Origin of the sequence: Bacillus sp. GB_SG_008 (assembly GCF_052038115.1) — a bacterium.
GTDB lineage: Bacteria > Bacillota > Bacilli > Bacillales > Bacillaceae_G > Bacillus_A > Bacillus_A rhizoplanae.
Genome location: NZ_JBPZSK010000001.1, coordinates 351,558 through 364,252, shown reverse-complemented (window position 1 = coordinate 364,252; position 12,695 = coordinate 351,558). Strand labels below are relative to the sequence as shown.

General features: G+C 37.6%; 13 protein-coding genes. 3 read left to right on the top strand and 10 right to left on the bottom strand.

Going from position 1 to position 12,695, the window contains the following annotated elements; translation table 11 throughout:
- The first annotated feature begins 103 nt into the window (after positions 1-103).
- The 3 genes from ACTDJC_RS01740 to ACTDJC_RS01730 all read left to right on the top strand — a co-directional run bounded on the left by ACTDJC_RS01740 (position 104) and on the right by ACTDJC_RS01730 (position 2,526).
- On the top strand, positions 104-1,246 hold the full coding sequence (locus tag ACTDJC_RS01740; protein ID WP_098305042.1) for an IscS subfamily cysteine desulfurase: 1,143 nt from the start codon (positions 104-106) through the stop codon (positions 1,244-1,246).
- Complete coding sequence (locus tag ACTDJC_RS01735) at positions 1,243-1,788, top strand: transcription repressor NadR (RefSeq protein WP_098305044.1); 546 nt, start codon at positions 1,243-1,245, stop codon at positions 1,786-1,788. The genes ACTDJC_RS01740 and ACTDJC_RS01735 overlap by 4 nt, the downstream gene beginning before the upstream one ends.
- Before the next feature lie 90 nt (positions 1,789-1,878).
- Complete coding sequence (locus tag ACTDJC_RS01730) at positions 1,879-2,526, top strand: MOSC domain-containing protein (protein ID WP_440602527.1); 648 nt, start codon at positions 1,879-1,881, stop codon at positions 2,524-2,526.
- 32 nt (positions 2,527-2,558) lie between these two features.
- On the opposite strand, the gene pheA is transcribed toward ACTDJC_RS01730, so the two are convergent.
- From pheA to ACTDJC_RS01680, 10 genes are all read right to left on the bottom strand, one after another.
- Positions 2,559-3,413 (bottom strand): prephenate dehydratase, encoded by an 855-nt coding sequence (gene pheA / locus ACTDJC_RS01725; RefSeq protein ID WP_440602526.1) that lies wholly within the window; start codon positions 3,411-3,413, stop codon positions 2,559-2,561.
- Between the two features lie 97 nt (positions 3,414-3,510).
- Positions 3,511-5,418 (bottom strand): ABC transporter permease, encoded by a 1,908-nt coding sequence (locus tag ACTDJC_RS01720; RefSeq protein WP_440602525.1) that lies wholly within the window; start codon positions 5,416-5,418, stop codon positions 3,511-3,513.
- Positions 5,419-5,467: 49 nt separating this feature from the next.
- A complete protein-coding gene (locus ACTDJC_RS01715) occupies positions 5,468-7,381 on the bottom strand; it encodes an FtsX-like permease family protein (RefSeq protein WP_440602524.1) in 1,914 nt (637 codons plus the stop codon).
- Entirely contained in the window at positions 7,356-8,132 is a 777-nt protein-coding gene (locus ACTDJC_RS01710) for an ABC transporter ATP-binding protein (RefSeq protein WP_098305054.1), read from the bottom strand. The genes ACTDJC_RS01715 and ACTDJC_RS01710 overlap by 26 nt, the downstream gene beginning before the upstream one ends.
- A gap of 93 nt (positions 8,133-8,225) precedes the next feature.
- Positions 8,226-9,308: a sensor histidine kinase gene (locus tag ACTDJC_RS01705; RefSeq protein WP_440602523.1), complete on the bottom strand. Its 1,083-nt coding sequence runs from the start codon at positions 9,306-9,308 to the stop codon at positions 8,226-8,228.
- Complete coding sequence (locus tag ACTDJC_RS01700; RefSeq protein ID WP_098305058.1) at positions 9,298-10,005, bottom strand: response regulator transcription factor; 708 nt, start codon at positions 10,003-10,005, stop codon at positions 9,298-9,300. Before ACTDJC_RS01700 ends, ACTDJC_RS01705 begins: the two co-directional genes overlap by 11 nt.
- Before the next feature lie 145 nt (positions 10,006-10,150).
- Positions 10,151-11,437 carry a GTPase ObgE gene (obgE, locus tag ACTDJC_RS01695; RefSeq protein WP_440602522.1) on the bottom strand — a complete coding sequence of 429 codons (1,287 nt, stop codon included), beginning with the start codon at positions 11,435-11,437 and terminating at the stop codon, positions 10,151-10,153.
- Positions 11,437-11,985, bottom strand: coding sequence for a sporulation initiation phosphotransferase B (locus tag ACTDJC_RS01690; protein WP_098305061.1), 549 nt, complete (start codon positions 11,983-11,985; stop codon positions 11,437-11,439). Before ACTDJC_RS01690 ends, obgE begins: the two co-directional genes overlap by 1 nt.
- Before the next feature lie 65 nt (positions 11,986-12,050).
- Positions 12,051-12,341 (bottom strand): 50S ribosomal protein L27, encoded by a 291-nt coding sequence (gene rpmA, locus ACTDJC_RS01685; protein WP_017150650.1) that lies wholly within the window; start codon positions 12,339-12,341, stop codon positions 12,051-12,053.
- Positions 12,342-12,344: 3 nt separating this feature from the next.
- Positions 12,345-12,689 carry a ribosomal-processing cysteine protease Prp gene (locus ACTDJC_RS01680; protein WP_098305063.1) on the bottom strand — a complete coding sequence of 115 codons (345 nt, stop codon included), beginning with the start codon at positions 12,687-12,689 and terminating at the stop codon, positions 12,345-12,347.
- Between the last annotated feature and the right edge of the window lie 6 nt (positions 12,690-12,695).

Here is a 12,695-nt window from a genome sequence, read left to right as displayed (position 1 = left end):
TCTTGACACCTATATTTACATATATTTAAAATAATGACAAGAGCTTTTTATAAAATGACAATAAAAACGAAAAGAAAATCTTATAAAGAAAGGGCTATGCTCTATGATATATATGGATTATGCTGCAACAACACCTATGAGTAAAGAGGCGCTAGAGACGTATACAAAAGCCGCTGAACATTATTTTGGAAATGAACAAAGCTTACATGATATTGGCGGTACCGCCTCCTCTTTATTACAGTCTTGCCGCCAAGCATTTGCTGCTATGATTAGTGGGAAAGAACAAGGTATCTTTTTTACGAGTGGCGGATCAGAGTCCAACTATCTTGCGCTTCAATCATTACTAAATGCTCGAAACGGCAAGCATATCATTACAACACCTATGGAACATGCCTCTATCCGAAATTACTTTCACCTTCTTCAAGAGCAAGGCTATGAAATTACCGAAGTCCCTGTGGATAGCTGTGGCATGATTCAACTTGATGCACTCGAGCGTTCTATTACCGAACACACTGTGCTTGCCAGCATACAACATGGAAACTCTGAAATTGGAACGCTGCAACCAATTGCTGAAATTGGAGCCATTCTCAAAAAACATAACGTCTTATTTCATACAGATTGCGTGCAAACATTTGGGAAAATACCAATCGATGTAACTAAGATGAACATTGATAGTCTCTCTGTTTCTGCTCATAAAATTTACGGCCCGAAAGGGGTGGGAGCATGCTATATAAATCCACAAGTTCGTTGGGGGCAAGTGTTTCCTGGCACCTCTCATGAAAAAGGGTTTCGCCCCGGCACCGTGAATGTTCCTGGCATCGCTTCGTTTATTACAGCAGCGCAGCACATGTTAAAGAATCAACAACTGGAAGTAACTCGTTTACAAGAATTACGAGCATACTTTATTCAGCAATTACAAGCCATTTCACACGAAATACAAGTTGAAGGCCATTCTACTTCTTGTTTACCACATATCATTGGGGTTACAATAAAAGGAATAGAAGGACAGTATACAATGCTAGAGTGCAATCGCCGCGGTATTGCGATTTCAACAGGAAGCGCTTGTCAAATCGGGAAACAGGAGCCTTCTAAAACGATGCTTGCGATTGGAAAAAAACATGACGAAGCGAAGCAATATGTCCGCTTTTCATTCGGACATCAAACAACAACAGAACATATTGATGCAACAATTCATGCACTTATAGCAATTGGAAATCAATTTAATAGAGGGGTTAATAGGAAATGAATCAAAATGAACAAAAAAAGATTTTAGGTGAGGAAAGAAGACAGCTCATTTTACAATGGCTCCTCGCTGCAAGTAAACCGTTATCCGGCAGTGAATTAGCAAAGAAAACAAACGTAAGCCGTCAGGTTATCGTACAAGATATTTCTTTATTAAAAGCACGAAACGAACCCATTATAGCAACGGCACAAGGATATTTATATTTAAAACCGTCAGAAAAACAACATACTACATTCGAACGCACTATCGTTTCTCAGCATGAGCCATCACAAGTACGCCAAGAGCTTACGATACTCGTTGACCATGGAGTTACAATTAAAGATGTAAAAGTTGAACATCCAGTGTACGGAGATTTAACTGCCTTGATTCTGGTAAGTAACCGATTTGAACTTGAACAATATTTAAAAAAGATCGAAGAAACAAAAGCGACTTATTTATCTCAACTTACAGATGGAATTCATTTGCACACAATTGAGGCAGATTCTATTGAAAAATTAAATGCAGCTTGTGAAGCGTTAGACAGAGCTGGATTTCTTGTTTATTAAAAGACGCACAGAGAATTTTACTATCTCTGTGCATTTTTTTGTTTTTATCCATGCTACAATAGAAAAAAATGATGGGAAAGGAGAGAATATATGGGAATCGAACTCATTCACTTTAGCATCGGAAAACCAAAAACAATCCAATATGCAGAGGATAAAGAAATGACAACCGGCATATGTAAACGGCTTGTTGAGGATGCCTTTTTATCAAAAGATGGATTTAAAGGAGACGGTGTTGCGGACTTACGTTTTCACGGAGGGCCCGATCGTGCCGTTTGTGTCTACCCTTATGAACATTATGAGCTGTGGGAAAACGAGTTTCATACATCACTTCCTACATCTGCATTCGGAGAAAATATAACAGTCACAAATATGTTGGAACAAGATGTTTATATTGGGGACATCTATCAGCTTGGAGATGCAATTATTCAAGTAACGCAAGGAAGAATCCCATGTAGTACAATTTCGAAAAGACTCGGCATTCCTGATATTTTACCTCGCATTGTCGAAACTGGCTATACAGGATATTTATGCCGCGTTTTGCAAGAAGGAACGGTTCGAAAAGATTCACAAATTACATTACTCGAACGTCATCCATACCAAGTTTCTATTCTATTTGCAAATGAAGTCTATTTCCGAGGACAAAAAGATGTAGAGAGCATGGAAAAGATTATCGCGGTTCCCGAACTCGCAGAAGATTGGCGAAAATCATTAACAGCACGACTCGCAAAATTAACATAAAAAATCCCATTGCATATGCAACGGGATTTTTTTTATACCCAATAAGAAGAATAACTCCCAAGTAACGTAACCGAAAAGCCAAGTGCTTCTAACTCCATTCTTACTCCCGGAAGCAGGACATCATCATACTCTTTCTCTACATCAATTAAGAAAAAATAATTGCCAAGCCCTGTTTTCATCGGACGAGATTCAATTTTGGAAAGGTTTAATTTTCTCCACGCAAATGCGGATAACACTTGATATAATGCACCTGCATAATCTGAAGGTAACGTTACCATAAGCGTTGTTTTCTTTCCGCGTTGCTCCCCATTTCTCGGCAATTCCACTTGTTCATTCTTATGCAATACAAGAAAACGCGTATGATTATTTTTATGCGTATGAATATCACGCTGTACAATGGATAATCCATATTTTTCAGCCGCTGCCTCATTTGCAATTGCCGCAATTTTTTCTTCCGGATGCTCCATCACAAACTGCGCGGCAGCACTCGTTGATGTCATATCACGAACCGTCACACCTTTTAATTCTTGATTTAAAAACTTATGACACTGCGCAATCGCATGCGGATGAGAATGTACCGCATATACGTCTTGCCATACTTGTGCGTACTGCGGATGTACGAGCAGATGTTGCTGGACAGGCACTGTAATTTCACCAACAATTGGCAATGTTTGCTCATGCACAAGATAATCAATCGTAATATTTACGGAGCCTTCAATTGCATTTTCAAGCGGTACAACTGCAAAGTCTACAACATCATTTGCTGCTGCATCTATACAATCTGGAATGGTTCTATATGGTACATGTTCAGCCTCAGGAAAGAAGCGACTCACCGCCATATTTGTAAATGTTGCTTCTGGTCCTAAATAGCCAACTCGAATCGTCATCTTGTCCCCTCTTTTTTCATTTTCTTACTGTTATACCATAAACCCTCCTATTCTTCTACTTATTTTTTGAATATTAAAACAAAAAGACTAACAAGAGCTAGCCTATATGTTTCATATATTCTTTTTGCGCAAAGAAAAAATAGAGTATACACGCGATGAGATAAACTACAATGACCTCTAAAACGAGCCCAAATGATTTAGACATAAAAAAGGCAACGTAGTACGTATGCAAGGCAACTGCACTATGTATGCTTCCTAATAAAATGGGGAAAAAGAATAGAATCCCTAGTTGCCAACGTGAAATCTTATATATTTCTTGCTTTGTCATCCCTATTTTTAAAAGAGCTTGATATTGCATGCGGTCATATTCAATATTATGAAACCATTTAAAATAAACTGTGCTGCAGGATGCAAGAAAAAAGAGAACACTAATAAATGAACCGATAAATAATACGAGATTCCCTCCGTCTTTCGTCGTCTTATATATGAGCATATTATTGCGCGTTATCCCTTCCGTGCTTTTTGAAATGTGAGCTTGTAATTCTTCACCTAATCTTTCTGTATTCTCCCAATCTCTTAATTCATATCCGCTATATACATATTTTTCATGGTCAGGAACTTGACGAGAAAGCTTTTGAAAATCTTGATTATGCATAATAAGAAACCTTCCACTACGCTGGTTAGTATCTGTATTAAATACATTTCCTTCATATGCTCCGTTATATGCAAATTGATATGTTTCTCCTAGCGCTTTAAAATTAATATACTTCTTATGATGCCGAGGCGGAACATCATAATTACCATAATAAACAAATGTTACTGTTCCTTCTTTCGGATGCACCTGCTGCTTCGACTGCCTTTTTGCTTCTCTATTATACTCGTCTTCGCTGATCACAGTTGCATAAGACTCTTTATCAGAATCTAACTGAAATGTTACCGGGATTCCAACAAACGTTACATAACGAAAATCATTGACACCGTGCTTACGGAACAGATTTTCAACCGTTTCTTTCTCCATTACTTCCTTAGAACCAATTCCTTTTTCAACATATGAGAAAGCATGAGGCTGATTGTAACGAAATTGTTCTTTCATACTTGAAAAAAATAAATAGACAGAGCCTGTAGCTGTTACTACTATCGTTGTTAATATAGATAAAATAAAGAAAAAACGTCGATTATCTTTTACTGTATGTAACAACTGATTGACAACGAATAAATACGGATATTGATACATCACACTCTTTCTACTTTTAATCCCTTGTAATACTTGAATCGTACCATGTGTACATACAAAATACGTACCAATTGTCGTTAAAATGGAAACAGGTATAAAATACAAAGCAATATTCATCATCGTCACTTTTGTTGTTAAACCATAGCCAATTCCTATACAGACGAAACCGAACCACCAAAGCCACTTCTTACTCTTTGCGTCCTTTTTTCCTTCCTCAATTTCCTTTAATAAATGAATAATTTCGATTTTCCATATACGTAGTGCACTAAAAATTGATAAAAAAAGAAACATAGTACTGTATGCGATAATCGTTATAACAACAGCTTTTAGACTAAAAATAAACGACAATTGATTCGGCATATTAAGCAATAAACTAAAAATCATAAAAAATAGCTTTAAAAATAACAGACCAATCCCAATCCCGGCAAAGCTCGCAATGAGCCCAACTGCCATTTGCTCCATTATCATCATACATATGACATTCACTTTCGTAGCTCCCATTAATATAAATAGCCCAAATTCTTTTTTGCGAGATTGTATAAATATCGAACTAGAATAAAGAATGAATATAATGGAGAAAGCAATTACAATCACATCACACACCATAAGGCCCGATTGTACTCCCTTATACACATCACTTATGTGAGGATGCAAAATAATAGATGTATACATAAAAAAAGCAAATACAGAAAAACAACTGCTTAAGAAAAATATTTTATAGTTGTGCCAATTCCCTCTAACATTTTGAAAAGTAAGTTGGTAAAACTTCACCTTTCCACCCCCTTTACAACCCCTTACATACGTAAAAAGCTAGGAACTCCTAGCTTTTTACATGCTTCAAATACCCTCTTTGTGCAATTGCAAAATATAATGCTGATGCTAGTACGTATGCTGTAATAATAACTGCTCCTGACTTCCATAAGTCTAAATACAACATGTTCCCTAACGTATATAATGCAAACCCACTGTGCAGAACACCTATCAAAATCGGAATAAAGAAGATTGCCCCCATTTGTCGCACTGCAATTGTACGAATTTCTTTATCTGTCATCCCGATTCTTTTTAATGAATTAAACTGGATACGGTCCTGTTCTTTATCATTAAACCATTTAAAGTACGTCATACTGCAAGCGAAAAAGAAAAACAGTATTGTTACAAAAAAGCCAATAAACATGGTGATTGAAGCATTTTCTTTTACTTCTTTATATATTAAACTAGCATTCGAAAACGCTCTTTGTTTTTCCGGAGCAATTTGATTTTTCATATCTGTCGCAAGCCCCTCTGTTGCCTTCCAATTATCGATTCCATATCCGTAATATTTCTCTTTCTCTTCATTTGGAACGAAACTCGCGTACTTTGCATAATCTTTCTCATTCAATACTAAAAAGCCAATCTCATTAAATACATTTTCTGTATAAAGTTGATTTAATTTGATGCTTTGCGGTTGATTTTGAACCGTGAATTCAAACGGTTTATTCTGACCTACTTGTATAAAGTCATTTATCATCCCTTCTATAACAAGGGTGCCAGTTCCAGTCGCATTATGGATTTCTTCCTTCTTTTGCGCCTTTGCTTCTTTATTAAACTCTTTTTCAGATATGATCAATAAGTCAAATTCTCGCTCTTGGTCCATCATATTTACTTTCATTTTCCCTGGTACGATCTCAAGCGTAGCTTTTCGCGCATCTTCAAATCCATGCTTCTGCAACAATGCTTGTACATTTTTCTCATCAATGATTTCGTTCGATCCAATGCCTTTTTCGGTATACGCAACCGCATGCGGATGTTGTGAAACCACTTTATTGGTCATATCTTCAAAAAAAACATATAGCGTACCTAACGCTGACGCCACAACTGCTGTAATAATCGAGATGACAAATAGAAAACGAGCATTATCTTTCATTTTGTAAATTAAATTACTTAATACAAACAAGTTTGGCTGCTGATAAAAAAGCGACTTTCTTTTTTGCAGCGCTTTTAGCAAAACAACACTTCCTTGTGTGAATAAAAAATATGTTCCGACAATTGTTAACCCGACAATTGGTAAAAAGTATGTAATAAAATTCATGAACGTTACGCGGAAACAAAGAACGTAAGCGACAATAATACATAGTGAACCGGCTAAGAATAGCCATGTGAAAGAAAACGGCTCCACTCTTTGTTTTCTCGCATCACGGATTAAATCAACAATTTGTAATCTCCATATCGTCCATAGCCCTAGTAGTGATAATACGAAAAAGAGAACGAGATACACACTAGCTGTAATCGTAATCGCTTTTCCATTCCATACAAATGGCAATGATGTTTCAATTCCCACCGCAACACTTACGGCTTTAAAAAAAAGCGGTAAGCCAAGCATACCAAGAGCAATACCAATGACAAGGGAAATGCATCCTAGTATCATTTGCTCTAGTATAATCATTCTTCCTAATTGCCCTTTTGTTGCACCCATTAATGTTAATAATCCTAATTCTTTTTTTCGAGCCCGTAAAAAGATAGAGTTTGAATATAAAATGAATAGGGCTGAAAAAATAACAACAATATAATTCGATGCTTCTAACCCTTTTTCTACACGCATTTTCTGACTAATGTTACCGCCTACCACATCAGGATGATAAATAAACGAAGCATACATAAAGAACACAATAATCGATAAACAGCTACTAATTAAAAACGCTTTATAATTCCGCCAATTACTTTTGACATTATTAAACGCGAGCTGCCGAAAGCTCATGGTGCTCTCCTCCTAACATCGCAAGTACATCTAATATTTCTTGGAAAAAGGCTTGCTTTGTTTCGCCTTTATGAATCTCTGAAAAGATTTCGCCGTCACGAATGAACAAAATACGTTCGCAATAGCTTGCAGCAACAGGATCATGCGTTACCATCGCAATCGTCACTTGCTTCTCTTCATGAAGTTCTTGCAGAGCACCCATTAACGATTTTGCTGATTTGGAGTCTAAGTTTCCTGTTGGTTCATCGGCTAAAATTAAAGTTGGTTGATGAATAATAGCTCGGGCCGCTGCTGCACGTTGTTGCTGACCACCTGATACTTCATACACCCTTTTATGTAAAATTTCTTCGATATTTAGAAATTTTGCAATCTCTAATACTTTCGCATCAATTTCTTTCACAGGACGGTTTGCCATCACAAGCGGCAAAATGATATTTTCCTTAATTGATAGCGTATCAAGCAAGTTAAAATCTTGGAAGATGAATCCTAAGTGTGTACGGCGAAACGCTGCAAGCTTAGCAGCACGCATTTGACTTATTTCTTCACCGTTCATATAGACATGACCAGATGTTGGCTTATCAATGGTTGCTAGTAAATTTAGAAGCGTTGTTTTCCCGCTTCCTGATGGCCCCATAATGCCGACAAATTCACCTTCTTCAATTTTAAAGTTAATATTATTTAGTGCTGTCGTCGTTATCGAACCTTTTGATTGATATACTTTTGTTAAACCTTTTACTTCAAGAACACTCATTTTACATCCCCCTATGTACTTTCTTCTTACTTTTACTATAGAAAAAACGAGGGAAAGTAACGAGTGATTTCCCTTACAAAACGGTTTGTTATCTTACAATTTTGTCATTTTCCTCATCATTTGATGATATCCTTTATCTTTCGAGAACTCGAACGTAAATGTTGTCCCCTCATCCTCTATCGACTGCACAGAAATTCCGTGGCTAAGATGATCACAAATTTGCTTTGTAATATATAATCCCATACCTGTCGCTTCTCTTGTTTTCCGTCCATTGACCCCTGTAAAAAATGGCTCGAAAATTCGCTTTATATCTTGTTTTGGAATCCCTATTCCGCTATCACAAATATGTAATGTAATGACACTTTCTGTTTCTTCTATCTGAAATGTAATCTCCTTTTTCTCTTTTTCTGTAATTCTTGTATACTTCAGTGCGTTCATCACAATTTGATTAATTGCAATACTGAGCCACTTTTGGTCCGAAGCTACCATATACTGCTCTTTATCAAACATGACTTTCGGATATACAGAATACTGAATAAATGTTTTTTTATGCTGGTTAATACTATCACGAACAATGTCCACCACATTGACTTCTTCTATTTTATAATCTTTCCCAAACTGCTCAAGGCGTGCCATATGAAGTGCTAAATCTAACCCCTGTAAAATACGATTATTTTCTTCACGAATACTTTCAATCGTATCTCTTGCTTCGCGGTGCGTTTGTCCAAGCTTTTGCAGCAATAATTCAATGACAGATACCGGCGTTTTCATTTGATGAATCCACTGGTTCATAAAGATCGTTTGCTGCTCTCCTTTTGCCTGTTGTTCATGCACTTCATTCATATATTGTTGTCTCAAAAGAGAAAAGGCTTCCACAATCGCTTCTTGTTCGTATGAATATGACGAACTAATCGATAAAGAATGATGCAGCTCGTGTCCCTCTGCAATGTAATGTTCTACCTTTTGCAAGAAAGCTTGTCTTTTCCGGTAATCATACATAAGAAAGAAAGCAAAAACGACGATCGATAATAAAAATCCATATAGCCAAGTAGTCCAATTTATAGATTGTTTTTGCAAAGAAGCTTGCAGCTGCAAGACAAGACCAAATAGAACCACACTCATGATGTAAGAAACAAGCAATGCAATACGGTCCATCACATACTTTTTAAGATTCATGTTCATTCACCCAGTTCGTTAGGAGCGCATATCCATAGCCCCGTTTCGTAACAATTGCATCTACAATGCCAATCTCCTCTAACTTTTTACGAACACGCTTTACATTTACAGTTAAAGTATTATCATCAACAAAAGCAATTTCATCCCATAACGCCTCTAATAATTCTTCTCTCGTTACATATTGATCCGCTTGCTTCATTAAGCATTCTAATAAATAATATTCATTTTTTGTAAGCTCCACTTGCTTTCCTTGCCACTCTACCATATGCTGTGCTGGAAATAAAAGTAACCCACTGACTCCAAAATAATCACTTTCTGTCGATGAAGCATATTCACCGTACACACGGCGTAGTGCACTTTTTACCTTTGCCATGACAATATCTAAATGAAATGGTTTCGTAATGTAATCATCTCCGCCATTTTCAATTGCCATCACTTGATCCATTTCTCCCGTACGTGCGGACACGAAAATAATCGGCGCATTGGAAATAGTACGAATTTGACGGCACCAATAAAAACCGTCAAAGTATGGTAAATTAATATCAAGTAAAACTAAATGAGGATTCACTTTTGCAAATTCATCTTTTATATGACGAAAATCTTGCACGCGAACTGACTGATAACCGTATTTCTCTAGATGTCCTTCTAAAATATCAGCAATTTTCAGATCATCTTCTACAATTAATATTTTATACATGTAATCTCCACTCCCTTTTTAAAAGCACATGAAGACACCATTGCTACGTGTCTTACATCTACCCATTTTCCATTATAAGGGTAAATTTCCATTTGAGGAGATTTTTTTACTTTGATAAAAAAAAGACTGCCGTATTTCGGCAGTCTTAATCGATAAATTCAAATTCATATTCAAGAATTTTTACAATATCGCCATCTTTTGCACCGCGCGCGCGAAGTGCTTCATCAATGCCCATACCGCGCATTTGACGAGCGAATCTGCGCACAGATTCATCACGAGTAAAGTCTGTCATCTTGAATGTTTTCTCAATGTCATAACCAGAAACGACAAATGTACCGTCGCTTTCACGTGTAATCTCAAATTTAGAACCTTCAGCCTCAAATTTGTACATTACACTTGCATCGGATTCACTGATCACTTCATGCACTGGGAATTCTGGTGTTGTTTCTATTAGATTTGCTACTTCAAATAGTAAATCTCGAACACCTTGACGCGTTACCGCAGAAATAGGGAAGATTTTAACTTCATCGCCCACTTTTTCTTTGAACGCTTGTAAATTTTCTTCTGCATCTGGCATATCCATTTTGTTTGCAACAATAACTTGTGGACGCTCTGTTAGACGCAGATTGTATTCTTTTAGCTCGTTATTAATCGTTACGTAATCCTCATATGGATCGCGTCCTTCTAAACCAGACATATCAATCACATGAACAATAACGCGTGTACGCTCAATATGACGTAAAAATTGGTGTCCAAGTCCAACACCTTCGTGTGCACCTTCAATCAATCCTGGAAGGTCTGCCATAACGAAGCTGCGTCCATCACCTGTTTCAACTACTCCAAGGTTTGGAACAATTGTTGTAAAGTGATATTCGGCAATTTTCGGACGTGCCGATGATACAACAGACAATAATGTTGATTTACCAACACTTGGGAAACCAACAAGTCCAACATCAGCTAACACTTTCAATTCTAGTACTACCTCGCGCTCTTGACCTGGCTCCCCGTTCTCAGCGATTTCTGGAGCTGGGTTCGTTGGCGTCGCAAAACGTGAGTTACCACGTCCACCGCGTCCACCGCGTGCGATAACTGCTGATTGCTCATGCGTTACTAAATCCGCAAGAATTTGACCAGTAGCTTCATCTTTTACAACTGTTCCCGGCGGAACCTTTACAATTAAATCATCCGCTTTACGGCCATGTTGGTTTTTACTCATTCCATGTTGACCGCGATCTGCTTTAAAATGACGCTGATAGCGGAAATCCATTAATGTACGTAATCCTTCGTCTACAACGAAAACAACATCGGCACCTTTACCACCATCACCGCCTGCTGGGCCACCTTTTGGAACATATTTCTCACGACGATATGCAACCATTCCGTTTCCACCGTCGCCGCCTTTTACATATATCTTGACCTGATCTACAAACATTATCTCACCACACTTTTTTCTAGTAGTTGTAATATAACCGAGATTTCTTCCTCTCGCACTGTATAAGAAATGGAAAACCATTTATTATGCTGATTCGCAAGCCATTCTTGTATTTCTTGTACATCTGTTAGCTTGCCACGAAAATCAAAAAAGAAACGAGCATCCTCATCTTCACATTCAACTGTGATACAAACATAATTTTCAACATAAACGTCTAAACTATGCTCAAGCATTTGGAAAAATTGAGCCGTCCATATAGAAACGCTCTCATCTAGATGTGATAAATTATGTATCTTTCCTAATACTTCGTACTCCAACAAGCACGGGTGCCGTTTCCAATTATATGTTAAAATCCATTCTGAAAACTTGGGCATAGAAAGCCCTATCAGATTCGATTCTTGTCTCGCTTCTTGGACAAAACGATTGATGAGCTCATGAATTTCTTCCACTCTTCCAAGCGAAAGATTTCCTTTAATCATCTGCATACGATTGAGCCAATCATGCCTCGAGTGACGCAGCGCATCTATAATTGTCCATTTTTCCTTCATTCATATACCCCTTTAATATAGAAAAACTCTAACCTGCACCCAGGTTAGAGCTTTCCGTGAGTTTCTTATGCTTCTTGAGCAACAGGATATACGCTCACTTGTTTGCGGTCACGGCCAAGACGCTCGAAGCGTACTACGCCGTCAACTTTCGCGTATAATGTGTCATCGCCACCACGACCAACGTTAACACCTGGATAAATTTTTGTACCGCGTTGACGGTAAAGAATTGAACCACCTGAAACCATTTGACCATCTGCGCGTTTAGCACCAAGACGTTTTGACTGAGAGTCACGACCGTTCTTTGTACTACCCACACCTTTCTTAGATGCGAAAAACTGAAGATCTAATCTTAACATACGTTACACCTCCTGCACTTTTTCTATTAATCGGATATATTTTCCGTAATCAAGTTCGATCGTTTTTAGCGAAACAACCATGCCCTCTAATAGAAAACATGCTTTTTCTCTTATAGAATCATCTAGATCACTAGGCAATTCATACATCAAGAATCCACCATCTTTTCCAAGTTCAATAGTTGCTTGCACATTACAAAGTGATTCCACAGCATTTATCACACCAAACACAACCGCCGTTGTTCCAGCGCAGACAAGATCTTGTCCATGCGGCGCAAAATTAGCGTGTCCGGTCATTTTAAATGATTGGATACTTCCTAATTCCGTGCGATTAATCGTAATTTTAATCATGACAAC